General features: G+C 64.0%; 21 protein-coding genes. 12 read left to right on the forward strand and 9 right to left on the reverse strand.

Annotated elements, in window-relative coordinates; translation table 11 throughout:
• Positions 1-79: 79 nt before the first annotated feature.
• The 4 genes from AC1AYP_RS08065 to upp all read right to left on the reverse strand — a co-directional run bounded on the left by AC1AYP_RS08065 (position 80) and on the right by upp (position 4203).
• Positions 80-1195 carry a glycerophosphodiester phosphodiesterase family protein gene (locus AC1AYP_RS08065; RefSeq protein WP_476547445.1) on the reverse strand — a complete coding sequence of 372 codons (1116 nt, stop codon included), beginning with the start codon at positions 1193-1195 and terminating at the stop codon, positions 80-82.
• Positions 1196-1401: 206 nt separating this feature from the next.
• The gene (locus tag AC1AYP_RS08070) at positions 1402-2796 is read right to left on the reverse strand and encodes a glutamate--tRNA ligase family protein (protein ID WP_476547447.1); all 1395 of its coding nucleotides are present in this window, start codon (positions 2794-2796) and stop codon (positions 1402-1404) included.
• Positions 2797-2973: 177 nt separating this feature from the next.
• Positions 2974-3453, reverse strand: coding sequence for a 23S rRNA (pseudouridine(1915)-N(3))-methyltransferase RlmH (rlmH, locus tag AC1AYP_RS08075; RefSeq protein WP_476532632.1), 480 nt, complete (start codon positions 3451-3453; stop codon positions 2974-2976).
• Positions 3454-3561: 108 nt separating this feature from the next.
• Positions 3562-4203: a uracil phosphoribosyltransferase gene (gene upp, locus AC1AYP_RS08080; RefSeq protein ID WP_034529067.1), complete on the reverse strand. Its 642-nt coding sequence runs from the start codon at positions 4201-4203 to the stop codon at positions 3562-3564.
• 287 nt (positions 4204-4490) lie between these two features.
• On the opposite strand from upp, the gene urtA reads away from it, so the two are divergent.
• The 7 genes from urtA to AC1AYP_RS08115 all read left to right on the forward strand — a co-directional run bounded on the left by urtA (position 4491) and on the right by AC1AYP_RS08115 (position 12325).
• Entirely contained in the window at positions 4491-5828 is a 1338-nt protein-coding gene (gene urtA / locus AC1AYP_RS08085; protein WP_476547448.1) for an urea ABC transporter substrate-binding protein, read from the forward strand.
• A gap of 25 nt (positions 5829-5853) precedes the next feature.
• Entirely contained in the window at positions 5854-6738 is an 885-nt protein-coding gene (gene urtB, locus AC1AYP_RS08090; protein WP_476502757.1) for an urea ABC transporter permease subunit UrtB, read from the forward strand.
• Positions 6739-6756: 18 nt separating this feature from the next.
• Entirely contained in the window at positions 6757-7884 is a 1128-nt protein-coding gene (gene urtC, locus AC1AYP_RS08095) for an urea ABC transporter permease subunit UrtC (protein WP_476547450.1), read from the forward strand.
• Positions 7881-8813: an urea ABC transporter ATP-binding protein UrtD gene (gene urtD, locus AC1AYP_RS08100; RefSeq protein WP_476547452.1), complete on the forward strand. Its 933-nt coding sequence runs from the start codon at positions 7881-7883 to the stop codon at positions 8811-8813. The genes urtC and urtD overlap by 4 nt, the downstream gene beginning before the upstream one ends.
• A 112-nt stretch (positions 8814-8925) precedes the next feature.
• The gene (gene urtE, locus AC1AYP_RS08105; protein WP_476547454.1) at positions 8926-9627 is read left to right on the forward strand and encodes an urea ABC transporter ATP-binding subunit UrtE; all 702 of its coding nucleotides are present in this window, start codon (positions 8926-8928) and stop codon (positions 9625-9627) included.
• A gap of 207 nt (positions 9628-9834) precedes the next feature.
• Entirely contained in the window at positions 9835-10995 is a 1161-nt protein-coding gene (locus AC1AYP_RS08110) for an MFS transporter (protein ID WP_476547455.1), read from the forward strand.
• A gap of 193 nt (positions 10996-11188) precedes the next feature.
• On the forward strand, positions 11189-12325 hold the full coding sequence (locus AC1AYP_RS08115; protein ID WP_476547457.1) for an ATP-binding protein: 1137 nt from the start codon (positions 11189-11191) through the stop codon (positions 12323-12325).
• Here the strand turns inward: AC1AYP_RS08115 and AC1AYP_RS08120 are convergent.
• The gene (locus AC1AYP_RS08120; RefSeq protein ID WP_476547459.1) at positions 12311-13708 is read right to left on the reverse strand and encodes a KAP family P-loop NTPase fold protein; all 1398 of its coding nucleotides are present in this window, start codon (positions 13706-13708) and stop codon (positions 12311-12313) included. The two genes, AC1AYP_RS08115 and AC1AYP_RS08120, sit on opposite strands and share 15 nt — an antisense overlap.
• Positions 13709-13865: 157 nt before the next feature.
• On the opposite strand from AC1AYP_RS08120, the gene AC1AYP_RS08125 reads away from it, so the two are divergent.
• The 3 genes from AC1AYP_RS08125 (at position 13866) to AC1AYP_RS08135 (ending at position 17568) form a co-directional block, all read left to right on the forward strand.
• Positions 13866-16367 carry a CocE/NonD family hydrolase gene (locus tag AC1AYP_RS08125; protein ID WP_476547461.1) on the forward strand — a complete coding sequence of 834 codons (2502 nt, stop codon included), beginning with the start codon at positions 13866-13868 and terminating at the stop codon, positions 16365-16367.
• Between the two features lie 79 nt (positions 16368-16446).
• On the forward strand, positions 16447-16908 hold the full coding sequence (locus AC1AYP_RS08130; RefSeq protein WP_476547463.1) for a peptide-N4-asparagine amidase: 462 nt from the start codon (positions 16447-16449) through the stop codon (positions 16906-16908).
• Between the two features lie 9 nt (positions 16909-16917).
• Entirely contained in the window at positions 16918-17568 is a 651-nt protein-coding gene (locus AC1AYP_RS08135; RefSeq protein ID WP_476547465.1) for a hypothetical protein, read from the forward strand.
• Positions 17569-18496: 928 nt separating this feature from the next.
• Here the strand turns inward: AC1AYP_RS08135 and AC1AYP_RS08140 are convergent.
• Positions 18497-18667, reverse strand: a complete 171-nt coding sequence (locus AC1AYP_RS08140) for a hypothetical protein (protein ID WP_476547467.1) — start codon at positions 18665-18667, stop codon at positions 18497-18499.
• Between AC1AYP_RS08140 and AC1AYP_RS08145 the strand changes: the two genes are divergently transcribed.
• Positions 18666-20849 (forward strand): M28 family peptidase, encoded by a 2184-nt coding sequence (locus AC1AYP_RS08145; protein ID WP_476547468.1) that lies wholly within the window; start codon positions 18666-18668, stop codon positions 20847-20849. The genes AC1AYP_RS08140 and AC1AYP_RS08145 overlap by 2 nt on opposite strands.
• A gap of 657 nt (positions 20850-21506) precedes the next feature.
• Here AC1AYP_RS08145 and speB read toward each other — a convergent pair.
• The gene (speB, locus tag AC1AYP_RS08150) at positions 21507-22700 is read right to left on the reverse strand and encodes an agmatinase (RefSeq protein ID WP_476547470.1); all 1194 of its coding nucleotides are present in this window, start codon (positions 22698-22700) and stop codon (positions 21507-21509) included.
• Positions 22701-22822: 122 nt separating this feature from the next.
• Here speB and AC1AYP_RS08155 point away from each other — a divergent pair, with 122 nt between their 5' ends.
• Complete coding sequence (locus AC1AYP_RS08155) at positions 22823-23650, forward strand: IclR family transcriptional regulator (RefSeq protein WP_476547471.1); 828 nt, start codon at positions 22823-22825, stop codon at positions 23648-23650.
• A gap of 110 nt (positions 23651-23760) precedes the next feature.
• On the opposite strand, the gene AC1AYP_RS08160 is transcribed toward AC1AYP_RS08155, so the two are convergent.
• Both AC1AYP_RS08160 and AC1AYP_RS08165 read right to left on the reverse strand, forming a co-directional pair.
• Positions 23761-25050 (reverse strand): MFS transporter, encoded by a 1290-nt coding sequence (locus AC1AYP_RS08160; protein WP_476547510.1) that lies wholly within the window; start codon positions 25048-25050, stop codon positions 23761-23763.
• A gap of 362 nt (positions 25051-25412) precedes the next feature.
• Positions 25413-26504: a GmrSD restriction endonuclease domain-containing protein gene (locus AC1AYP_RS08165; RefSeq protein WP_476547473.1), complete on the reverse strand. Its 1092-nt coding sequence runs from the start codon at positions 26502-26504 to the stop codon at positions 25413-25415.
• Positions 26505-26766 lie beyond the last annotated feature (262 nt).

Below are 26766 nucleotides of genomic sequence, written 5' to 3' on the forward strand. Positions count from 1 at the left end.
GCATAACAAGCCGCCGGGCCCCCTCAGTCGTCCTTCGGACGCCAGCTCCCCCTCAAGGGGGCGCAACAAGGCTCAGGAACTAGCGGTTGTCCGGAACGAACGCTTCGAAGATGTGGTGGTCGAAGTACCGGTCGCACTGCGCGAGCTCGTCGCTGGAACGCACCGTCCACGAGACGGCGATCGCGCCCATCGAACGGGCGAGACGCACCTGCGGCAGCGCGCCGCCCGTCCAGTCGTAGGCGATGAAGTCGGGGCGGGACAGCCAGTCGAAGGCGAGCAGACCCGCGGCGAACTCGGCGGGGCCGTTCTTCGTGAGCGACGCGGGCCAGCTGAGCTGCCCACGGCACACTTCCGGATGATGCGCCTTATACCAGTTCACCGCACCCGGGTTGAACGATTCGATGACGTACGGCCCCGCATACGCCTCCAGCAGCGCGTGGCCCTTCTCCATCAGCTCGGTCTCGCGCTCGCCCCACGCGGCGTTGTCGTTGAACTTGTATTCCACGATGAGCGGCGCGCGTCCCGCCACCACCTTGAGCACGTCGGCGAACAACGGCACATGCTGGTAGTAGCCTTCCGGCGCGGTGGCCGGCGTGACGACCAACGGCGGATTCTCGTCCGCGCCCGGCAGCGGATGCGCCTTGAGGTCCCCCGGCTTCGAACCGCGGGAGGCGGGGAACAGGGGGATGCGCGTCAGCTCGTCATAAGTGAGATCCTCGATGCGACGCGGATCGCCCGCCACACGCAGAAGATCCGCGTCATGCACGACGACCACCTGGCCGTCGAGCGTCAACTGCAGGTCGAGTTCGATGCCGTAGCCGGCCTCGCAGGCTGCGGCGAACGCGGCGAGCGAGTTCTCCGGCGCGATCGGCCCGGTCTCGTCCGCCGTGCCGTACCCGGCCTTCAAGGCCATGCGCCGGGCGAGCGCCACATAATCGGCGTTCTCGGCGATCGAGGCGTCGGTCGTGTCCGCCTCCGCGCTGACCGGATTGTCGCCGCCGTAATCGGGGATATCCGTGACGTTCACAAGTCCCGAACCCGCGTCGTGCAGACCGCGGTGCGCATACCAGACGTCGGGGATGACGGGCACGTAGTTGCGGCGTTTGTCGTTGAACGTGCGCGGCGCCATGGCCCACGCGGCGGCTCCCGCGGCCGCGATGCCGCCGATCAGAACGTTTCTCAGGGCCTTCGACATGGCAATCCTCCCATACGTGTGACGTGACGCCGGCGGGGAGCGGTGCGCGAGACGGTGCCGTGGGACGTTGCCGCGAACCGCCGTCACGCCGCTCCCGTGCCGGATGCTGCACCCAGACTACACCGCGCGAATAGGCGGCGGGTCATATCGCCCGCGCAGGTGGCGATGGTCTGCACGGGGCGTGTCGTGGTCGTGTTATGGCCGTGTTATGGCCGCAGCGCGTCGGCGAGCCACGTGGGCATCAGCGGATCGTCCGGGTCGAGGCGTCGGTCCGCATGTTCCGCGCGCAACGGCTTCCAGCCGTCCGCGCGGAACACGTCGAGCAGGTCGCGTGCCGTGCATGGTTCCGGCGTTTCGGCGAGACGCAGCAGCCACGCGCACACGCCCGTCACCTGCGCCGCCGTCACGCCGCGCTCCCGCAGCGCGCCCATGTCCAGCGAACGTTCACGCTTGGCGAGCCGACGGCCCACCGCGTTGTCGATGAGCGGGATATGCGCGTAGGCGGGGCGCGCGGGCGTGGGGTGGTCTGGTTGCGGGTGATTGGCGGGTTGCGGGCGATCGTATGCGTGATTGCGGGGGATTGCGGATTGGCCGGTGATTGTGGAGTGCGCGGACTTCGCGCGGGCGGTCTCTCCCCCAGTCAGCCTACGGCTGACAGCCCCCTCGTCAGAGGGGGCCGAAGAGATGCTCGAACAGTCGTTCGGCAGTGCGCGAAGGCTGGCGGCCCTCTTGTCAGAGGGGGCCGAGGACTCGTGTGAGGAGAGTGCGATGTGCCAGCCGGCGGCGATGAGGCGCTCGCGGATGTAGATTTGCAGGGCGGTGGAGCGTAGCAGGTCGCGGCCGCGCACGATCGAGTCGACGCCCATCATGAGATCGTCGACCGTGACGACGAACTGGTAGCCGAACAATCCATCCGACCGGCGGATCACCGAATCGCCGATTTCGCATGCAAGATTGAACGACTGCGGCCCGAACACCGCGTCGTCGAACGTGCGTACCCCGTTGCCGGGGACGGTGTGGACCGGTGTCGCCGTAACGGACCGTCCAAGCGCCGTATCGGGCGCCGATCCGCCGGTCGCGGCTGGGGTGCGGCAGGCGATGCCCGTTGCCGTGTCGTCGACATCGACAGTGCCGTCCGGCATCGCGATGCGCAGGGAGTGGCGGTCACCGCGCGTGAGGCGTGCGCGCACCTCGTCGGGGCGGTCGCGCATGAGACGGCGGCAGGTGCCGGGGTAGATTTGGAATCCGTCGCCCTCCTGCGGCGCGGACGCGGCGCGGATGTCCGCGCGCGAACAGAAGCACGGATAGATGAGCGGAATGCCGTCGATGGTCTGCGATTCAAGCAGTCGCAGCGCCTGTTCGTACAGGTCGATGCGCTGCGACTGGTAGACGGGGTCGCCGTCCCAGTCGAGGCCGAGCCAGTCGAGATCGTCCATGATCCACCGGTCGGCGTCCGGCAGCACGCGCGGGGTGTCGATGTCCTCGATGCGCAGCAGCATGCGCTGGCCGCGCGCCCGTGAGTCGAGCCACGCGGCCAGCATCGCCGTCATATTGCCGATATGCATGCGCCCCGAAGGCGTAGGTGCGAACCGTCCCGTCATGCGACCCAGCCTACACGCGGCACGGGCGGGCGGGGCATATACACCCCCCCTCAGTCGTACTCCGCACGACAGCTCCCCCTAGAAGGGGCGCACAATGCACGGTCATATGCGCCCCCTTCAGGGGGAGCTGGCCGCCGCAGGCGGACTGAGGGGGTTCCGGGCGCCCCGAGCCCACCCCTACTTGTGGTACGGCTCTCCCGCGTTGATCTTGTAGGCCCGGTAGATCTGCTCCAGCAGGATGACGCGCATCAGCTGGTGCGGGAACGTCATCTTCGAGAAGCTCAACTTGAAATCGGCCCGGCGCAGGATCGCGTCGTCCAATCCGATCGAGCCGCCGATGACCAGCTGGATGTGGCTGGTGCCGCGCAGCCCGAGATCGTTGATCTTCGCGGCGAGTTCTTCGCTGGACAATTGCTTCCCGTCGATCGCCAGGGCGATGACGAACGCGTTGTCGCGCAAGTGCTTGGCGATGCGCTCGCCCTCCTTCGCCTTGATCTGGCGTTCCACGCCCGCCGAGGCGTGTTCGGGCGTCTTCTCGTCGGCGACCTCGATGATGTTCAGCTTGCAGTAGCGCGACAGCCGCTTCGAGTATTCGTCGATGGCGTCGCGCAGGTAGCGTTCCTTGACGCGCCCCGGCGCGATGATGTCGATTTGCATCGGTCAGACTTTCGTTGTGGGGGATCGATAACGCGTGTGTCGTCAAGGCGCACCGAGGGAAGGCGTACGAAGGTACGTCGACCGAGGGGCAACGCCGACGACACTCCGTCAGTCGATCACCCCGTAGAGGCGGTCGCCGGCGTCGCCCAGTCCCGGCACGATGTAGCACTTGTCGTTGAGCTTCTCGTCGACGGCGCAGACCACGACCTTGAAGTCGATGGACGGGTCGATGTGCTCCTCGACGTACTTGATGCCTTCCGGCGCGGCGATGATGTTGATCGCGGTGACGTCCTTCGCGCCGCGCTCGGCCAGATAGTGCGTGGCGGCGACGAGCGTGCCGCCGGTGGCGAGCATCGGGTCGATGAGGAAGCATTGGCGGCCGGTCAGGTCGTCGGGCAGACGGTTCGCGTACGTGATCTGCTGGGTGGGGTGGTCCTCGTCGCGCTTCATGCCGAGGAAGCCGACCTCGGCGGTGGGCAGCAGGCGGGTCATGCCGTCGAGCATGCCGAGTCCGGCGCGCAGCACGGGTACGATGATTGGGCGGGGTTCGGCGAGCTTCTTGCCGGTCATCGGCGCGACCGGGGTCTCGATCGGCGTGGCCACGACGGACAGGTCGCGTGTGGCCTCGTACGCTTCGAGCATGACGAGTTCGGAGACGAGCTCGCGGAAGGTGGAGGACGGGGTGTTCTTGTCGCGGAGCACGGTCAGCTTGTGCTCGACGAGCGGATGATTCAAAACGTGAAGTTCCATGCCTCCCAAGCCTACCCGCCCCACGCGTCCGCATGGTGGATACGCGTGGCGGCGGGGCGGTCGTCTCCGGGGCGGAATCGCCGGAAAACCACGCGCCCGCGCGATGCCACGCGCGTGTAACCGTCATGTCACGGGGGATATGGAATCGAAACACGGGGGCAATTTGCCGTCAACTGGGCGCTGCCATTCTTGCGTCTTACGGAATCGCTTCTGCGGAACCGGTTTCACTGAATCATCGAATCGGACAAACCCGAACGTTCGGCATACGTGAAGAGGGAGAAGGACGTATGGCCATATCACATCGACTGAAGGCGGCTGCGGCGTGCTGCGTGACGGCCGCCGTGCTCGCCACCGGCGGCTGCGGCTGGGGCCGCACCGTCGCCGAGAAGGAGGCGCAGGAATCCGGCGCCTCCACGGCGAGCACCGCGAGCTCATGCGTCGACACCTCCGGCGACACCATCAAGATCGGATTCGTCAACTCGCTGTCCGGCACGATGGCGATCTCCGAACAGACGGTCAGCGATTCGCTGCACATGGCCGTCGACGAGATCAACGCGAAGGGCGGCGTGCTCGGCAAGAAGCTCAAGGTCGTCCAGCAGGACGGCAAGTCCGAGCCGGCCGTGTTCGCCGAGAAGGCCAAGACGCTCATCGAGAAGGAATGTGTGGCCGCGGTGTTCGGCGGCTGGACGTCCTCCTCCCGCAAGGCCATGCTGCCCGTGTTCGAGGCGGACAACGCGCTGCTGTTCTACCCGCTGCAGTACGAGGGCATGGAGGCGAGCCCGAACATCTTCTACTCGGGCGCCGCCCCGAACCAGCAGATCGTGCCCGCCCTCGACTACCTCAAGGAGAAGGGCTACAAGAAGCTGTTCCTCGTCGGCTCCGACTACGTGTTCCCGCAGACCGCGAACCGCGTGGTCAAGGCGTACGCGGAAGGCAACGGCATGCAGGTCGTCGGCGAGGAGTACACGCCGATGGGCTCCACCGACTTCACGACGATCGTCAACAAGCTCAAGTTCTCCGGCGCGGACGCGGTGGTGAACACGCTGAACGGCGATTCCAACGTCGCGTTCTTCAAGGAGTACAAGGCGTCCGGCCTCAAGGCGGACACGGTGCCCGTGATCTCCATGTCGATCGCCGAGGAGGAGGTCTCCGCCATCGGCGTCGACAACGTGAAGGACCAGCTGACCGCCTGGAACTACTACCAGACGCTCGACAACAAGCAGAACACGACGTTCGTGAAGAACTTCAAGGCGAAGTACGGCCAGAACCGGCCCACCTCCGACCCGATGGAATCCGCGTACACGTCCGTCTACCTGTGGAAGGGCATGGTCGAGAAGGCTAAGTCGTTCGACGTGGACAAGGTCAAGGCGGCGGCCGACGGCGTCACCTTCGACGCGCCGGAAGGCCGAGTCAAGGTGGACGGCAAGAACCACCACATCTACAAGACCTCGTACATCGGCAAGATCGGCGACGACAAGCTCATCCACACCGTGTGGAAGTCCGACGGGCCGATCAAGCCGGACCCGTACCTGACCACCTACGACTGGGCGAAGAGCCTGAGCGCCGGGGCCAAGGACGAGGTCGCGTCGAGCACGTCCGGCGCGTCGAGCGCGTCAGACAAGTAACGAGAGCGGAAGGGAACACGAAACCATGGGTATGTTATTTCCACAGATCGTGGCGGGTCTGTCCAACGGATCGATCCTGCTGCTCGCCGCGCTCGGACTGTCTCTGACGTTCGGCCAGATGGGCGTCATCAACAACGCGCACGGCGAGTTCATGATGGCCGGCGCGTACACCGCCTACGTGATGAGCACGGTCATCGGCAACAAGGCCGTCTCGCTGGGCGTGGCGCTCGTCGTCGGATTCCTCGTCGCCGGACTGCTCGGCCTGCTGCTCGACGTGCTGCTGCTCGAACGCATGCGCACCCGTCCGCTGGACACGCTGCTCGTCACGTTCGGCGTCTCGCTCGTCCTCCAGCAGCTGGCGCGTGACATCTTCGGCGCGACCCCGGTCTACGCCTCCGCGCCCGACGCGCTCACCAACCCGGTGACCGTCTTCGGCTACAGCTTCTCCGCCGGACGACTGTTCATCTTCATCCTGTCCGTCGTGTGCGTGGCCGCGCTGTACGCGATCCTCAAGCTCACGCCGCTCGGCCGCCAGATCCGCGCCACCTCCGAGAACCGCGATCTCGCCGAGGTCTCCGGCATCTCCACGAAGACCGTCGACCACGTCACGTTCTTCCTCGGCTCCGGCATCGCGGGCATCGCCGGCGTGGCGCTGAGCCTGCTCAACTCGATCAGCTTCAACTTCGGCACCACGTTCATCGTGCAGGCGTTCCTCGTGGTCGTCGCCGGCGGCGTCGGCCAGCTGAAGGGCGCGGTCATCGCCTCCTTCGTGCTCGGCCTCGCCCAGTCCGCGATCGAGCTGCCGACGTCCGCGTCGATCGGCCAGGTCGCCGTGTTCCTGATTGTCGTCGTCTTCCTGCAGTTCCGTCCGCAGGGACTCGTTTCCATCCGTTCGAGGAACCTCGCGTAAGGGGAGGGGAGAATCATCATGAACAACGCTTCTCTGAACGCATTCGCCGTGAAATACAAGCCGTGGATCGGCACCGTCATCGCCATCGCGCTGATCTTCCTCGCGCCATCCGTCATGAGCGTGTACAACCTCGGGCTGCTTTCGAAGTACCTGTGCTACGCGATGGTCGCGATCGGCATCGGCCTCGCCTGGGGCCAGGGCGGCATGCTGACGCTCGGCCAGGGCCTGTTCTTCGGCCTCGGCGCGTACGTGATGGCCATCCACATGAAGCTCGAGGACATCGGCCCCGGCCAGGTGCCCGACTTCATGGCCCAGTACGGCATCGACAAGGTCCCCGGATTCTGGGAGCTGTTCCGCAACCCGGTGATCGCCGTGATCGGCGTGGCCGCCGTGCCGGGCGCGATCGCCGCGCTCCTCGGTCTCGCCGTGTTCGGACGCGGCGTCCGCGGCGCCTACTTCGCGATTCTGTCGCAGGCGCTCGTCGCCGCCTTCTCCGTGCTGCTCATCGGCCAGTCGAAGACCACCGGCGGCACCAACGGTCTCAACGATTTCAAGGGCTTCTTCGGCTACGACCTCACCGACGACGCGAACAAGCAGATGATCTACTACATCTGCGCGTTCCTCACGCTCGCCATGGTGCTCATCGTCTACTGGATCCGCAAGTCGTTCATGGGCGACCTCATCATCGGCGTGCGCGACCAGGAGAACCGCATGAAGTTCCTCGGCTACAACCCCGCGTCCATCAAGGTGTTCGCGTTCTCGATGGCCGCGATGTTCGCCGGCATCGGCGGCGCGATGTTCGTGCCGGTCGTCGGCATCATCTCCCCGTCCGACATCGGCGTGACCCCGTCCATCCTGATGCTCGCCGGCGTCGTGATCGGCGGACGCACCACGCTGCTCGGCCCGCTCGTCGGCACGCTCATCATCCGTTTCGCGGAGACGCAGCTGTCCGAGGCGTACCCGTCCGCGTGGACGTACATCGAAGGCCTCATCTTCATCCTGGTGATCGCCTTCGTGCCGATGGGACTCGGCCAGTTCAAGGGCGTGTGGCCCTGGATCAAGGAGAAGCTCGGAGGCGGCGCGGCTGCGGCCGCGGCCTCCGGAACGGCTGCCGGAACCACTACTGCTAAGGCGGTGAACGTATGAGCGAGAAGAACGTGAAGAACACGGCGAAGGCTCCCGCCTCGCAGGAGGATCTGGAGAACCTGCGCGCCGAGATGGTCGCCATGCGCGACGAGGCCAAGCGCCTGCGCGACGAGGCGGCCGCCATGAAGGCCGAAATCGTCGAGGAGCGCGAACGGCTGCACGAGCAGCTCACCGCGCTCGACGACCGCGGCGGCCAGTGGAACGACTACCTCGAGATCAAGGGCCTGCACGTCGAATTCGACGGATTCGTGGCCGTCAAGGACCTCGACCTGACCGTCGAACACGGCGACCTGCGCTTCCTTATCGGCCCGAACGGCGCCGGCAAGACCACGATCATCGATGCGATCACCGGACTCGTGCCCGCCACCGGCTCCGCGAAGTTCCGTGGCGAGGAGCTGCTCGGCCGCAAGCCGAACGACATCGTCAAGCTCGGCGTCGGCCGCACCTTCCAGACCGCGTCCGTCGTCGAGGAGCTGAGCGTGCTCGAGAACCTGCAGCTCGCCGAAGGCTTCCGCAAGAAGGGACGCGATCTGTTCAAGCCGATGGGCGGCGTCACGCAGAACATCGAATACATGATGGACGTGTGCAACCTCACCGAGGACGCGCACAAGCCCGCCGGCATCCTGCCGCACGGCAAGAAGCAGTGGCTGGAGATCGGCATGCTGCTCGTCCAGGACGCGCACCTGCTGCTCCTCGACGAGCCGGTCGCCGGCATGACCCCGGCCGAGCGCATCGCCACCGGCGAACTGCTCAAGCGATGCAGCAAGAACCGTACGGTCATCATCGTCGAGCACGACATGGAGTTCATGCGCCAGTTCGCCGACTCCGTCACCGTGCTCAACCAGGGCGAGATCCTCGCCGAAGGCTCGGTCGAGGACATCCAGAACAACGAGGAAGTCGTCAAGATCTACTTGGGTGGAGGCGAATGATGGAGCGCCTTCCGCGTTGCGGAAGGTTCGACGTACCTTCGTACGCCTTCACCTTCCACGCCTTGAAGTCGCACACATCATTCACCCCCGATGCGGAGGGAGGAGTCAAAGAATGGCAATGCTGGAAGTGAAGGACCTGAACACCGGCTACGGCAAGGTGACGGTCGTCAACGACATCACGTTCGACGTGGCCGCCGGCCAGTGGGTGAGCATCGTCGGCAACAACGGCGCCGGCAAGACCACGCTGCTCAAGTCGATCCTCGGCCTGCTGCCGGTCTCGTCCGGCACGGTCACGTTCGACGGCGAGGACATCACGAAGGCCGCGCCGAACAAGCGCATCCGCAAGGGCATGGCGTTCGTGCCGCAGGGGCAGCAGTCGTTCGGCACGATGACCGTCGACGAGAACCTGCACGTGGTCGCCGACCGTTACGGCTCCGAGGCGAAGGCCCGCTACGACGAGGCCGTCGCGATGTTCCCGGTGCTGAAGGAGTTCGCATCGCGTCGCGCCGGCCTGCTGTCCGGTGGCCAGCGCCAGCAGTTGGCGATCGCGCGTGCGCTCATCACCCGTCCGAAGCTCATGATCCTCGACGAACCGACCGAAGGCATCCAGCCGAACATCGTCGCCGAAATCCAGCAGGCGATCCGGTCGATGGCCGAGCAGAAGGGCATCGGCGTGGTGCTCGTCGAGCAGAAGGTGCAGTTCGCCGTCGAGCGTGCGGACAAGTACTATGTGCTCGCCTCCGGCCGCTTCATCGCCGCCGGCGAGGGCGGTCCCGACCAGGTCGAGGCGGCGAAGGACGCGATGAGGGTGTGATTGTGCGCGGCGTGACGCGCGTGTGGTAGCCTGACTCACGATTTCAGCGGTGCGGCCCCACGGTTCTCTCCCATGCTCATACCGGGCTTATACCGGTTGCGGCGGGGCGGACCGTGGGGCCGCACGCGTACGCGCGGATCGCGGGACAGGAGAAGGACGCTTTGCGCCTCCTCGTCACGTCCGCCTTGAGAACGAGGGGAACCACCGATGAAGAAGAGTCTGCTGGCCGTCGCCGCCGGGGCGTTCGTGCTCGGCGCCGCCGAATTCGTGATGATGGGCATCCTGCCCCAGGCCGCGGCGGCCACGCACGTGTCCATCCCGACCGCCGGCCATTTCATCTCCGCATACGCGATCGGCGTGTGCGTGGGCGTCACCATGCTCGTGTTCGGACGCAAGGCGAGTCCGAAGCATCTCGTCATCCTATTCATGGCGCTGGCGTTCGTCGGCAACGCGATGAGCGCCGTCGCGCCCACCGCCGGCGTGCTCGTCGCCGCACGATTCATCGCGGGGCTCCCGCACGGCGCGTTCTTCGGCACCGGCACCGTGATCGCGAAGACGCTCGCCGACAAAGGCAAGGAGGGCAAGGCGGTCGCCGTGATGGTGACCGGACAGACCATCGCCAACATGTTCGGCGTGCCCGCCGGAACGCTGCTCGCCGAATACCTGAACTGGCGGCTCGCGTTCACGATCTTGGCGATCGGCGCCGCCCTCACCATCGCGCTCACGCTCGCATGGATGCCGCTCGTTCCCGCCGTTCCGGACGCGGGTCTCGCCGGACAGTTCCGCTTCCTCGCCAAGCCCGGACCGTGGCTGGTGCTCGGCGCCGTGTTCATCGGCAACACCGGCGTCTTCTGCTGGTGGAGCTATGTGAGCCCGTGGCTGCAGAAGACCGGCGGCTACGATTCGCGGTTCGTGCCGCTGCTGATGATGCTCGCCGGGTTCGGCATGGTGGTCGGCGGACTCGCCGGCGGGCACCTCGCCGACCGGTGGCTGCACGCCGCGACCGCCGCGGTCGGCCAGTCGATCTCCGCGGTCGGACTGCTGCTCGTGTTCCTGCTGCCCGGCAATCTCGTGACCTGCGCCGTGCTGACGTTCTGGATCGCGTTCGGCCTGTTCTTCATCAACGGACCGCAGCAGCTGCTCATGGCCGACGCGGGCAAGGGCGGCGGCGAGCTCATCGGCGGCGCGGCCGTGCAGATCGGCTTCAACGGCGGCAACGCGGTCGGCTCGCTCGTCGGCGGCATGGCCCTCAACGCCTCCGGCATGAACTACCACATGACGGGTCTGGCCGGCATGCCGTTCACCGTGGTCGCGGTGATTCTGCTCACGGCGTTCGCGTTGAGGTTCGAACGGCGGCGTGAGCGGTGATGTTGCGGTGATGCCGTGATGCGGCGCTCCGATAGGGGAGTGCAATATGGTGTGCTTTGGTGTGCAATCGTGTAATATGGTACGCAATCGTGGCAGATGGTATGCGTTGATTGCGGTCTCAGCCGTTCTATGTGGAGTGATTGAGACCCGCGTTGCTTCGGGTGAATCGTGAAGCGGTTGGGGAGGCGATGATATGGTGATGAATCCGTTCAAGCCGACGGCGGGCAAGATGCCGCCTGTTCTCATCGGACGTCAGTCGGTGATCGATGATTTCTCCGAGGCGTTGGAGAACGGCGTGGGCGCGCCGGGCCGCATCATGTTGGTGACCGGGCAGCGCGGATTCGGCAAGACCGTCATGCTCACCGAATTCCGTCGCATCGCCAAGGCGCAGCATTGGGAGACCATCGGCGAGACCGCATCTGAAGGATTGGTGGCGCGGCTGGTGCAGGCGCTCGCGCCGACGGGCATGCACCTCGACCAAGCCGATTTGAGTCCGTCCGTCGGCATAGCGGGCATCGCCACGGCGAGCCTCGGACAGGCGCGATTCTCCGCCGCATCCAATCCGTTGACGCTGCGCAATGCGCTCAACAAGCGGCTCGCCAGTCGGAAGATCGGCAAAGGCAAAGGGATTCTCATCACCATCGACGAAACGCAGGCCGCCTCCCGCGAGGATTTGGTGGCGATCGCCACCGCGGTCCAGCACGTCATCGCGGACAGTGACGAGAGCGATACGCCGGATGCGGAGAAGAAAGGCGTGGCCATCGTGTTCGCCGGTTTGCCGTACATGGTCAACGAATTGCTTGACAACGAGGTGACCACGTTCCTGCGGCGTGCGCTGCGCCGCGAACTCGATAATGTGCCGCTCGTGGACGTGAAGAACGCGTTCCTGGAGACCGTGGCGGAATCCGGCAAGCGCATCGGCGAGGCGGACGCGCTTGAGGCGGCGCGCAAGTCCGATGGATATCCGTATATGGTGCAGCTCGTCGGCTACTACATGTGGCAGTCGGCGCAGCGACGCGGCTCGGATGTGATCACGGCGGATGACGTCGCGACGGGTGTGGCGGATGCGCTGCTCGCGTTCGATGATGCGGTATGCGCGCCCGCGTTGGACGGGACGACCAGTGCGGAACGGCTGTTCCTGCGTGCGATGGCGCAGGATGCGCCCGGCGTGACGAAGGTCTCCGACATCGCCGAGCGCACCCGTCGCAGCCGCAGCTGGGTCAGCAAATACCGCGCCATCCTCATCAACGACCGCCTCATCCGCCCCGCCGCCCACGGCGAACTACAATTCGCCGTCCCGCACTTGGGTGAGTATCTACGGTCGCTGTGATTCATCAGGTTCTTCGTACGGGTCAGACGTTCTTGCTGGTCGTGAGAATATGAAGTATGTATAGAAACTTTCGTAGTCATAAATGCTTTTGGGCAGTGGCTCTCTCGCAGGAAATGCCTCCGGGAATAATGTGTTGATAATGCTTTCTGACAAATGATGATGTGGGCTCGTATCTAAGTATCGCCTTATACTGGTTCCTCTTTCCCTGTTATGTTGGATTAATGAGTCTTGATCTGTGGATTTGGGATAGCATAGTTCAGTGTGATGGTCATATATCCATTCTCGGAGTTCTTGCATAAATAATTCTAGTGAAACGAGACATAATAAATCATCAAATAGGACATCCTCTTGCAAGACGCTGTATTCCATCTTTAGAGTATTGATAAATCTTGAAATGTCTCTTGGGCTATTTATGAAGTGTTGTATAAAGTAGTGGAATCCTTGATGGATATCGTTCGTAGACTTGAATGACCATAATCCGCTCCAGTTGGGATTAATTGAGTGTATTTCCTTGTCTAGTTCATCCCATACTATTTTTGGATCGTAATTTGGAACGTGAAGAGAAACCTGTACTATCTTTTTCAAGTACTCTTCTCCTCTGCCTTTGGATATATTGTTTAGTGCTTCGGAGACGGCTTTTTCGTCATATAGCAATACATAAGTTACATTGGGTAGGTCTCCCACCATTTTGATTGTTCTGAATAGGTCGCATATTTCATTATCGGTAAGTCGATCAACATCGTCGATGAATACGATGACTCGCTTGCCTTTGTTCCGAAGTGTTTTCTTGAGTTCTTCGCGCGTGTCCAATAAGTGCAGAGTGTCTTTGCTTTCTGGCCTGATGACTTGTGCAAGTGCTTTGAATCCTGAAGAAAGTGCGGCGCTTCCTATGCTCCATGTCGCTGAAGAGAGCATGGGGATAGGAATTGGTGCTTTGCCTGATTCAGTTGAAATGATTCCTGCTGCAGTGCTTGCAGTGTCTAGCAGTTTGCTTGTTGCGTTGCGGGCTGTGTTCGTTTGTTTGCGTATATATGTCCTAATTGGTGCAATGCACTTTCCGATATCATTGAACATCATCGAAATTAGCTCATCGTTTCCTGAATACAGCCATGGGTCAAATTCCGCAATCAGGTTCTTTTCGGCTATTTCTTTGTTGCTGCGGATTTTCTCTTGGAGAATGTTCTTCAGTGATGTTTTTCCTGATCCCCATTCTCCGGTGATTCCTATGACGAGGCAATCGGTGCTTATCGGGTTGAGGATTGCCTCTTTCAGGGCTTCTACATATTGTTCTCTACTGAACTTGTCTTCTTGAAGTGATGTGATTGGTTTTTCAGCAGAAAAAACTGCCGAACTTGTTTGCTGTGGTACTTCGTTGTTTTCCATAGAGTTAAAGTGTAGTCCGTCGAACGTGGTTTCTGCTTGTGCTTGCCGTGTGGTGGACGCATGGCGGACTTTGGTGGGTGGGGTTTACATGTGAGGGCTAACATCCTTCTCAAGTCTTGGGACTAGCCGGGGCTTCATAGAGGGGAAGGAACATACCATGAGTCTCATGGGAGGACTGTCGTTCCACAGTCATCACAACAGTCATCGCAAGAATCAGAATCACCAGAAATCCGGGCGTATCCGCACCGTCGCACGTGCCGCATCGCGCACGCTCATCGCATCCGTCGCCACGGTCGCCGCGCTCACGGGACTGGCCATGCCGTCGTCGGCCGTCGCGGCGGAACGCGCGAACGAACCGTACCAACTCGGCGCGGACGGCGTCACGAAGCCGATCTACTCGTACAAGGATGCCATTCGCGAATACGTGTACATCGAAATCCCGGACGACGGCGACCATGACGGCAAGAACGACCTGATCCGCGCCGACATCATCCGTCCGAGCGAACTGAACAACGGCGCGCACAACGTGCCCATCATCATGGATCCGAGCCCGTACTTCGGCTACGCGGACCTGGGCCGCGGCAACGAGGGCGAGATCAAACTCTACGAAAACGAGAACGACAAGGCCAACAGCCCGGAAACCCAGTTCCCGCTCTACTACGACAACTACTTCGTGCCACGCGGCTACGCCTACGTGCTGCCCGACCTCGCCGGAACGAACCTGTCCGAAGGCTGCGGCGACATCGGCGGCAAATACGATCTCGATTCCGCGAAAGCCGTCGTGGACTGGGCGAACGGACGCGCCAAAGGCTACAAGTCCAAGACCGCGCCACGCACGGAAGCCAACGAGGTGAAAGCCGACTGGGCGTCCGGCAAGGTCGCGTCGTTCGGCAAATCCTATGACGGTTCCGTCACCGACGGACTCGCCGCCACCGGCGTGGAAGGCCTGACCACCATCGTGCCGATCTCCGGCATCTCCAACCAGTACAACTGGTACCGCGCCGGCACCGGCGCCCTCTACAACTGGTGGTGGGAGCCCGGTCCGTTCGCCGACTATCTCGCCACCGCCGAGCCCGGCGCCGCCGACCACTCCGGCAAGACCGCATGCAAGGCGCACGTCGACCAGATGATCAAGGACGCGGACGAAACCACCCGCAACTACAACGACTTCTGGAAGGAACGCGACTACGCCTCCCACGTGAAGGACTTCAAGGCGTCCGTCTTCCTCGTGCACGGCGTCAACGACCTCAACGTGCAGATGAACAACGTCGACAAGTACTGGGCGGCGCTCCAGGCCAACCACGTGCCCAGCAAGATCTGGCTCAGCCAGGACGGCCACGACGACCCGTTCGACTTCCGTCGCGCGGATTGGGTCAACGAGATCCACCGCTGGTTCGACTACTGGCTGTTCGGCATCGACAACGGCGTGATGAACGAGCCGCAGGCCTCGATCGAGAACTCCGACGGCACGTGGAACGACTACGCGTCCTGGCCGGTCCCCGGCACCCGCGACGTCACCATGTCGTTCGCCAAGGGAACCACGGACGGTCTCGGCACGCTGAACGACGGCGAGCCCGCCGCCTCCGCCACGCCCGTCGAAGCGTCCTTCAAGGGCGGCAGCGTCGACGAACTGACCGGAGACGCTCCCGCCGCCGCGGCATCCACGTACTCGCGTACCCGCAATGGCGGTGACCTCGGTACCGTCGACGCGACGAAGTCCGCGGCCGCCGACACCCTCGAATCCAAGCAGGCGACCGGCATCCAGCCGCTCGCGGCGAACGCGGACGGCGACGGCACCGGCGCGACCTCCGAATACGAGATCGCCAAGGACACACGACTCCTCTACGTCGGCCAGCCGCTCGCCAAGGACACGCACATCTCCGGCACCCCGAAGATCCGTCTCTCCGTCAAGGCAACCGCGCCGGACACGAACCTCTCGTTCTCCCTGATCGACTACGGCACGGCCACGCGCATCGAAGCCGACCCGTCATCGCTGCACGCGCTCATCACCGACAAGTCGCAGCCGCAGGACTGCGTGGGCGACAGCGTCGACGGACGCGACGACTCCTGCTACTATCGCACCGTCGAGAACAAGGTGACCGCCGACTCCTACGTGATCTCGCGCGGCTGGATCAGCACCGCCCACAAGGACTCGCTGACCGCGCTCACCCCCACGCCGGTGAACCAGTACTACGACATCGCGTGGGACGGCCTCGCCACCGACTACACGGTTCCCGCCGGTCATCGTCTCGTCATCGCGATCTACAACAATTCCACGCGCATGGCCGACGTGCCGCTCTCCGACTTCACCATCGACCTGTCCAAGAGCACCGTCACCGTGCCGATCGCCAACGGCGACAACGGGAACGGTGGTAACGGGAACGGTGACAACGGCGGCAACGGGAATGGTAGCGGCAACTCCGGGAACAACGGTGCCGGTAACGCTGGAAATGCTGGTAACGGTAATGCCGGTAATGCCGGTAACGCCGCCAGTGGTGCGAACGGTGCCGGTAACGCCGGTGCCGCCGACAGCGCAAGCGCCGGCAAGGCCGCACTGACCCGCACCGGTGCGGAGGTCACCACCTTCGCTGCCGCGACGGTCGTCTGCGCGGCGCTCGCCATCGCCCTGCTCGTCATGCGTCGCCGCCGTGAAGCGTGACGGATGCGGCGATTGGTTTGTGAGGACACAAGACCGCGCGTGTGACGCGTGTGGGCGTGACGCGTGATCGCGCGGTCCTGTGACCTTATGCCGGGGTGCGCGCGGATGTCTGTGGGGCCCATTGTGGCGACCGGCCCTCGCACTCGATACGCTCGACATGCGTTCCGAGACCCTTGATCTCACCCCGTTCGTCGGCAATCTTGTCGATGGCGGCAATCATCAGCTCGACGTGTCCATCAACCCGATTAACGACACGTGGAACGTGTACGCGGTACTGCTGCTCTACACCGACCACGGCTCCACGCAGACCTCCGGCAAACTGGTGAGCCACAACGCGCCCGCCGCCGCCATCACGTCGGACACCACGGCGAAGAGCGATCAGCAGGTAGCGTACACGATCACCGGCGCACGCGACGATACGCTCGAAGGCTATGTGGACACCTCCGCCGGACGCATCACCACGAAGACGAGCTACAAGCGCGACTACCGTCAGGATGCGACCGTCACCGTAGCGAAGGACTTCGTGCAGAACGTGAAGTAGACGGACCGGGTGACGAGCTCGTCCATCTCCACCGACGCCAAGGGCAACGTGGTGCGTTCCGCGAACCTGGACGAAAGCTACCCGATTAGCGTGGACCTGACCGCGGCCGACTATACCAGCGATCAGGGCTACGACTTCACCGGTCATGTGAACATGTCGCAGAACGTAAAACTCGCCACCTCCGACGGCACGTGGCCAGGCAACGCCGAATACCAGTGGAACCTCGACTCGAACGGCGTGATGGCCCGCGCCAACGGCACGCTCGTCAAGTCCGACGGCGACTCCACCTCCACCTATGTCGGTACCGATGATTCCGGCGCGAAGTGGAGCAATTCCGTCACTACCGCGCACGGCAAGGTGACCTCCTCCGACTCCAAGAAGACCGCCGATGCCCCGTCGGCGAACGTTCCCGGCAGCGGTGAGGGTTCCGATCCCGGTTCGTCCGGCGCAGGGGCGGGTTCCGGTTCGGATGCTGGCGCGTCCGGTTCGGTGCCTGGCTCTGGAAGCTCCCAGCAGAAGCCGGTCGCTGGCAGCGGTGACACCAGTGCGCGTTCGCTCTCCAACACGGGATCGGCGATTCTGGCTGTCGTCATCGTGGCGGTGGTCGCGTGTGCGGCCGGTGTCATCGTGATGGTCATCCGCCGTCGCCATCGCCAGTAATCGCGTGACGTGGATGCGCCTCGCGCTGAGACACTGTCACTGAGCGGCTGACGCCGGCCGTCGCGCAAGAAATCCCGGGAATCCACGTTGATTTCCGGGATTTCTTGTATTGAGGTCGCTTCAGCACAAGGATTCCCGGATATGGGTGATGATTGTCGAGGGTGTTAGTGGGCGAATCGCGTCGAGTGATAACTCTATGGCGACGATGACGTATATGTCGGCGTGCCCCTCGACGTGTGATTATGCATGATGTGCGTCGAGGGGCAAGAAAAGTTGCCCCTCGACGTGGAAACATGTGAGCTTTCCATCGAGGGGCAACGTATTTGTGGTCTGTGGATTATCGCGCTCGCCAAAACGTTGATATTCCAATGATCTGAGAAATGGTGTCGCCGGCGGTGGCGATAAAACCTGTCCCTCGATGCGGAAAAAGGATGATTCGTAATCGAGGGACAACGAAACTTGTCCCTCGACACAATACAGCCCATATTCTCCGTCGAGGGGCAGCTGATTTGTCCCCTCGACGCAGTGAAGGGGTGATCTCTCGTTGAGGAACAATTCGTAATAAGGCCATCCCCGGGATTTCTTGCGATGAGGACATCTCAGTGCAAGGATTCCCGGATGACAAGGCTCTTGTCCTGGATTTCTTGCGCTGAGCCGTAGTGAGCACGAGGATTCCCGGACGCGGCTGGTGATTTCCGGGATTCTTTGCGCTGAGACTTGGGGGCGCTGAGACTTGGGGCGCTGAACTTGGGGTGCTTCGGGACTTAGCGGCCTCACAAGCTCTTTCGGTTCCCTTGTATAACCCGCTTCTATGACGACACATATGTTTTTGTTGTTGGACAGGATCGCGGCGAATGGTGTTTACTGCCGGGTACGGGGAAACCGAGAGGAAGGAGAAGCGCGGGGCCGTCGTGTCCCGCGTGAAACATCATATGACCGCATCATCCACAACCGCGTCGTCGATCGCGACGGCATCAGCATCAGTGCCATCATCCGTGGCATCATCATCCGGGACGGCATCATTCGCGACGTCATCCGCCGCGACATCGCCCGAGACCGCAACGGCAGCCGCAACAACCACAACCGCAACGACGACCATGCGACGCAACGGACCCGCGCGACTGCGCAAGGCGGCGGCGCTCGCGCTCGCCGCCGCGCTGTCGCTGTCCGCCGCCGCGATCGTCACGCCGGCGTCGTACGCGACGCAACAAGCCGCGAACGGCACCAACACCGCCAACACCACCAACACCGCGCCGTTCGACTCCACCGAGCGTGCGCTGCTCGACGGCATCGACGACGACTACATGCTGAAGAACGTGCAGTACGTGCACGACAACATCGGTCCGCGCGTCGCCGGAACGCCGGCGGACGAGGCGAGCGCCGACTACTTCGCGAACGACTTCAAGGAGCTCGGCTACGGGCCGTTCTCGCAGGCGACCGCGGCGGACGGGACCGACGACTACTTCGACACGTTCGCCAACGACCGCGTCAACAGCCGCATCGGTGCATCCGTCACCATCGACGGACGCGAGTACACGGCGCTCGCGCCGGGCTGGGCGGACGACAGCGTGTACAGGGGCTACGAGACGCCCACCGTCACCGGCGACACCGTCTACTACGCGGACGTGGACGACGCCGTCGCCGCGAACGCGAACGACGTCGCCGGGAAGATCGTGCTGACCAACCGCAAGACCTACGACCAGTGGGACCGCAACAGCACCGCCTACGCGGACGCGGCCCGCGCGCTGCAGGCCAAAGGCGCGAAGGCCGTCGTGTTCTTCCACAGCAAGTACACGGTCAACGCGGACGGCGGCACCTCCGCCGAGCACCCGTTCCCCGCGCCCAAGACCGGCGGCGACATCACCATCCCGGTGATCCTCGCCTCCTACCTCGACGGACGGCAGATTGTGAAGAAGCTCGGTGCGACCTACAATGACGCGGCCGGCAGCGGCGCGGCCGACGGCAAGCCGCAGAGCGTGCAGGCGACCGTCGTGAACCGCCGCAACACGCACACGAGCAACATCCTCGCCGTCAAGAAGGCCGCGCAGTCGTCCGACAAGTACGTGATCGTCGGCGCGCACCGCGACAGCGTGTTCGGCGCGGAAGGCGCGAACGACAACCTGTCCGGCACGGTCAACGTGCTCGCCATCGCCAAGGCGCTGAGGAACATCCCCACGAACGTGAACGTCGTGTTCGCGCTCTGGGCCGCGGAGGAGGACGGGCTCGTCGGCTCCGCGCACTTCTACGGCAGCTTCCTGTACCCGAACGACTGGGGCAGGCAGCATGTGATCGCCTACTACAACATGGACATGGCCGCCACCTCGCAGACGCGCAACAGCGTGCTCACCGTGCACACGCCCTACCGTGACGCCGACGGCAAGCCGCAGCAGAGCGTTGCTGGCGACGTGGCCGAACACCAGGCCGAACGCTACTGGGACTACACGGACGGCAAGTACGCGGAATGGTGGACCAAGGGGCCCGACGACACCGTCGACCTCCAGTACTTCGGCAACTGCTCCGACCACGCGACCATCACCGGCGCGACGGGCGCGAACGGCACGCCCAAGCTCGGATTCGGCGAAGGCATCCCCAGCGTGTACATCTTCTGGGGCGACCGCATCGGCGACGGGCGCAACGACGTCACCGAGCAGAACTACCACGTGATCGGCGACATCTACCAGTGGCCCTCGGACGAGGACCAGTTCACCGTCGTCAGCGACGACCACCCGTTCACCGGCAACTACAGCATCGAACGCGCCACGATTCTCGCCAGCGTGTTCGCGCTCTCCGTGTACAACACGGCCGCCGCGCCCGTGCAGGGCCTCGAGAACGGCAAGACCTACACCGGCGACACGACGTTCCACGTGGCCTACAACTACCGCAATGACGTGAAGGTCGACGGCAAGCCGGTCGCCGCGAACGAGAACGGCGACGTCACCCTCGCCGCCGACGACGCCGACCACACGGTGAGCGTCGCCGACGTGTTCGGCGAATCCGCCACGTACAGCGTGCACGTGGCGAAGGGGAACGGCGGGAACGGTGGGAACGGCGATGATTCCGGGAACGCCGGCACTGCTGGCGATGCCAACGGCGCCGACGGTGCCAACGGAAAGCCGTCCGCGCAGGCGTCCGGTTCCGGCGACCGGAACGGCAACGGCCTCTCGAACACCGGTTCCGTCGTCGTCGGCCCGCTCGCCGTGGCCGCCGTGCTGCTGATCGCCGCGGCCGGCCTGCTCCGCGTGCGCGGCGGATATGTGGAACGCGACGGGAAGCGGGAGTAGTTATCTAAGCAGGAGCAGCTCTATCGCGCTGTGAGAGTGGGCGCGTCCCGCGTGCTTGCGGGTGCCCCGCGGGCTCCTGTCGGTGTGGGGACGGCTACGTGGCTTGTCCCCACACCTGTTGATGAGCCTGTTTCGGCGCGACCCTGCGCGTTTCGGATGCTCTGGGGCAGCGGAGTTCATGCTATGCGTCGCGCGGAATGTTTGCTTGGATCATTCGTGTATGGTTTCATGGCCAACGTGTATGGTCCGGGGCCTGACGTGTATGGTTCGCACGGCAACGTGCATGATTTTCGATGCAATGTGTAGTTCCTGAACCGCAACCTGCGCATACGGTTGCTGAAGAAGACGCGCGAACCCCTCGACGACGATGTGGGGAGCCTTGGAATTCCAAGGCTCCCCACATCGTGTTCCGGCCGGTTCCGCCCGCTCTTCACGGGGTGACCATGCACATTGGGCTCCCGATTCCACACATTGTGGTCCGAACTCTACAGTTTGCGCCTTCGACTATGCAGAAAGGCCTCCGAACTATACACATAGCCTGCTGAACCATGCACATTGGAGCTCATTGCCCGGGAGCAGGGTCGTGCCGAAGTGCCGGGACGCCCCGAAGCGCCGGGACAAAGCACCAGCACGACCCGGAACACCAGATCCGGCCCCTTACTTATCCCGGCCCATGCGCTTGCGCGCGAGGCCGAAGTCGACCGCCTCCGGGTGCAGGTAGTTCGGTTCCTTGATGCCGAGCTTGTGCATGGCCACGCCGGTCAGTCCGGAACGGATCAGTCGGTTGGCGAGCAGCGAGGTGATCTCGCCCGGGCCGTCGTACGGCGGGGCGACCTCGACGACCTCCATGCCGATGATGCCCACTTCGGCCGCGAGGCGGCGGAACGCGGTGAGCACGTCCCAGCTGCGCAGGCCGCCCGGCTCCGGGGTGCCGGTGGCGGGCGCGAACGCCGGGTCCACCACGTCGATGTCGAGCGAGAGGTACAGGTAGTCGGCCTGGTCCATGGCCTCGTTCACGGCCTCTTCGAGCACCTTGTCGAATCCGCGCGCCTCGATTTCGGCCATGAAGTGGCAGCGCATGCCGCGTTCGGCCATCCAGTTCTGCAGCGACTGGTCGGGGGAGTAGCCGCGCAGGCCCACCTGCACGAAGTTGGTGCCCGGCACGGCGCCGCTTTCGATGAGGTGGCGCATCGGGGTGCCGTGGCCGCCGATGCAGTCGGGGCCTTCCTCCCATGCGTCGCAGTGCGCGTCGAAGTGGACGACGCCGATCTTGCCGAACCCGTAGTGGTCGGCCAGCGCGGTCACGACCGGCCAGGTCATGCCGTGGTCGCCGCCCATGGCGATCGGCATGGTGCCGGTCTCGGCGATCGCGCCGACGAACTTCCTTACCGCGTCGAACGACTTGGGCGTGTTGCCGCGCACGATGGGCGCGTCGCCGAAGTCGCACACGTTGAGCGTCTCGAACGGGTTCACATGCGTTTCGAGGCCCATGGATCCGCGGCCGATCTCCGTGTTCTGGCCGAGGTAGTCGATGGTGCGGATGTGCATCGGGCCCATCGCCGCGCCGGATCGTCCGGACACGGTGGAATCCCACGGCACGCCGTAGATGGCGGCGTCCATCTTGCCGGCGACGAGGTCTTCGGGCGTGAGGCAGACGGGCAGCTGCGCGAACGTCTGGATGCCGCCGAAGCGTCGGTCGTGCTTGCGGTTCACGTACAGCGGGCCGGGCTTGCGGTCCTTGTTGTAGTCGTCGACGGCGCCGTGGCCTTCGATCGAGGTGTCGAACGTGGAGTTCTTGACGGAGAAGCCCTTCGGCCAGTATTCCTCGGCTTCGCTGATGGTGTCGCTCATGGTGTTCCTTTCTGTGGTGGGGGAGTGTGGGATGTGGTGAAGTGCGGTTACGTACGATGTGCGGTTGGTATGCGTGGTGTCGCGCCGCCCGCCGTGGTGTACGGTGGTTGCCTATGTGCGCGATGGTTGAGAGAGAACGTCGGTCGTTGCCGGGCGATGGTGCGGAGGATTCGGACGATCCGCGCCGCGTCCCCTCGTCGCTGGCGAATGTGTTCGCGATTCTGCGGTGCTTCTCGGTGGATTCGCCCGAATTGGGCGTCACCGATGTGGCTCGCATGATCGGCGTGCACAAGAGCACGGTCTCACGGATGATGACGAACCTGCAGCGTCTCGGCTATCTGCAGCGTGATCCTGCGACGGACAAATACCGTCTCGGCGTATCGTTGCTCGCCCTGGTCTCGCCGTTGCTGACGAACGTGGACGTGCGGCGCATCGCCCATCCGCTGTTGCAGGACGAGGTGGCGACGACCCGTGAGACCGCGGCGATCGCCGTCATCGAGGACATCGATCCCATCGTCATCGACCAGATTCCCAGTCCGCAGCTGGTGCGTCACACGCAGGAGGTGGGCACCCGGTACCGCGGATGGTCGTCGGCTTCGGTGAAGGTGAGTCTCGCCTTCCGTCCGTGGCGTGAGGCGGAACGTGCGTTGCGTGACGGCCGGATCGAGGGCGTGGACGGCGGCGACATGGCCGCGGTCGCGCGCGTGCGCGCCGACCTCGCGGCCATTCGCGAGGCGGGTTTCGCGGTGAACGACGGTGAGAGCGATGCGTTCGAGTTCAGTCTCGCCGCGCCCGTGTTCGGCGCGGATGGCGCGTTGCTGGCCGCGTTGGTCGTGGCCGCGCCGAAGCCGCGCGTCACGCCCGCCGCGTTCGACGCGATACGCGACGTCGTGCTTCACGATGCGCGTCTCATCTCCCGGCAGCTGGGCTACGTGGAGGGCGTCGCGTGAGGCGATTGCGGCGATGGTTGCGGTGATGGTCTCCATGATGACGCCCTCCTTTCGATTGCGGTGATTGGTGATTATGGATTGGTGATGATCGGTGATTGCCGGGCGGCGGTTCAGGCGATGGCCTTGCCGAGCGTCGGCGCGATGACCGGGACCTTCACCGCCGAAAAGAACAGGTCCTTGTTGAGCTGCGTGTTCCAGATCGCCACGAACGCGATCGCCGCGATGACGATGAGGTAGTAGGCGGGCACGAGCGCGTTGCCGGTGGCGGAGATCAGCGTGGTGGCGACGAGCGGCGCGGTGCCGCCGAAGATCGCGTTCGCCGTGTTGAAGCTGATCGCGAAGCCGGACAGGCGCACCTCGGTGGGGAACGTCTCGGGCAGGAAGCTGACGAGCACGCCGTCGTTCAGGGCGAGGATCATCGCCATGCCCATCTCGCCGACGAAGATAGCCACGGCGTTGCCGGTGTCGAGCAGCAGGAACGCGGGCACGGTGAACACGACGAACAGCACGGAGGCGGCGAGCATGACGCGCTTGCGGCCGAACTTGTCGGACAGGTAGCCGGTGAAGATCACGAACACGACGTACACGATCAGCGTGGTGGTGGTCGCGGCGGAGGCGAGCGTCTTGTCGGTGTGCAGCGTGGTCGTCAGATACGTGGGCAGGTAGGTGAGCACGGTGTAGAAGCCGACCGCGTTGAGCACGCACGCGCCGAACGTGAGGATGAGCGGCTTGCGGTAGGAGCGGAACAGGATGCGCAGCGGCATGGCCTCTTCGCGCTTCTCCTCGGAGCCGATGAGCTTCTGCTCCTGCTGGTAGGCGGGCGATTCGCTCAGGTGCTCGCGGATGAACAGGGTGATGAGGCCGAGCGGCGCGGCGAGCAGGAACGGGATGCGCCAGCCCCACGCGTTCATCATCGCGTCGGACATGAACGTGGATTCGATGAGGAAGACCGCGGAACCGCCGAGCAGGCCGGCCGCCTCGGAGGCGGGGATGAAGCCGGCGATCATGCCGCGGCGGTGATGGCCCACCGATTCGCTGAGGAACGTGGCCGCGCCCGCGTATTCGCCGGAGGCGGAGAAGCTCTGGCAGCAGCGCAGCAACAGGAGGAGGATCGGGGCGGCGATGCCAATCGTCGCGTATCCGGGCAGGCAGCCGATGAGGAACGTCGCGCCGGACATGAAGAGGATGGAGTGGGTCAGCGTGCTCTTGCGGCCGTGCTTGTCGCCCCAGTTGCCCCAGAACGCGGCGCCGATCGGGCGGGCGACGAAGGAGAGGGCGAAGACGGCGAACGCCTGGATGAGGGAGACGGTGGGATCCTGGTTGGGGAAGAAGATCGTCGCGATGACGGTGGCGAAGTAGGTGTAGGACGCGTAGTCGAACCACTCGATGAAGTTGCCCATGAACGAGGAGAACGTGAGCTTGCGGATCGTCGAATCGGAGACTTCCTGGACGGTGAACTGCGGGGTGGTTGCGGCGGCTGCGGTTGCTGGGCCTGCGGTGGTGACTGTCTTGGTGGCTGATGCTGCCGTGGCGGCGGCCGCGATATCGGATACTGCTGATGCGGCGTTGGGCTCCTTGTTCATGATGACCCCTTCCGGTCGTTGATAAATATGCAACTCGGTTGCATGAATCACATAGTGACGGAAGGAAGTGTCAACTCCGTTTCACTATTGTTTCGGGGAAGGGGTCGTGGGGTTTCCGCCGTATTTCCGGAAGCGGCGACGTTGCCGGCATGTTTCCGGAAGCTGGGTGCGAGGTCTCGCTACTCGCAGGCCACGCCGTCGCGGTCGCGGTCGAGCTTGGTGGAGTAGCCGGGCTGGCCCTGGTAGAGCGGGGCCTTGCCGGCGGCGCGCACGGCCGAGCAGTTCGGGTAGTAGACGTTCGCATCCTGCTGCGCCTGCTGTTGTGCCTGGGCTTGGGCCTGGGCCTGGGCTTCGGCCTGGCGTTGCGCCTCCTCGGCGGCTTTGCGCTGGGCTTCCTCGGCCGCGGCCTTGGCGGCCGCCTCCTCTTCCGCCTTGCGCTGGGCCTCCGCCGCTGCCGCGTCGGCTGTCGCCTGCGCCTCGTCGTTCAACGGCACGGTCTGCGTCGGGCAGGTGGCGAGCACCTTCGTCATCGCCTTGCGTTCCGCCTTGGTGACCCACAGCGAGTACTTCGCCTTCACGCCGATCTGACGCGCCACGTACTCGCAGCGGAACGACTTGTTCTTCGGCAGCCAAGTGGCCGCGTCACCGTCGCTCTTCTTCTGGTTCGACGGACCGTCGACCGCGAGCAGGTTGTACGGGTCGTTGGCGAGATTCTTGCGCTGCGACTTGGACAGCTTCTGCGCGCCCTTCTGCCACGCGTCGGACAGGGCGACCACATGGTCGATCTGCACGGCGCTGCTCGTCTTGTTGCCGCGCTTGAAGCTGATCGTCTTGCCCGTGTACGGGTCGGCGAGCGTGCCCGTCATGACGATGCAGTCGTGCGTGCCCGCCTTGAACGTCACGTCGGTCATGTCGCGCTTGAGGATGTCGTTGCGCGTATCGCAGCCGTTGTGGTCGACGTCCGCCCACGCCGCGCCGAACTGCGTGCGCGCGTATCCGGTCTTCGGCGCGCGTCCCTTGGTCTTGAGCGTCGCCAGCATCTCAGTCGCGGCCTTGCCCTCGAAGTCGGCGGAAGCGGCGGTATCGGACGTCGCAATCGCGACATGCGTGGCGGCGCCCGCGTCCGCGCCGTCCGCGGCGATTGCCGGAGTCGGCGCGACCAGCATCGTCGCCGCCATCGCGACCGTCGCCGCCGCGGCGAGCGACGTCGCGAACGCGCGTGACGTCGCGACGTCGCCCGCATCCATTCCATGACGATGGATTCCGAACATGATGATTCCTTACCTTTCTCTCTGGATCGCGTCGACGCAGACTGCGTGTGCGGGATGATCTGCCGCTTTGCAGGGTGCCGTCACGTTGTGCCGCGTCGATGTGGATGGCTTCTTACCATCTTCGATTCATTGCATGAGCCATTATGCCCGGTTCATACGGATCCGTGAAATGCTCCGATTCGAGAAGCCGAGACTGGTCGTTCGCGGGTCTGTTTCGCGGTTAAGTGCCGAAAAGTGTCGTGGAACGCATTTTTTGGTGGAT

Source organism: Bifidobacterium sp. LH_424 (genome assembly GCF_056356895.1).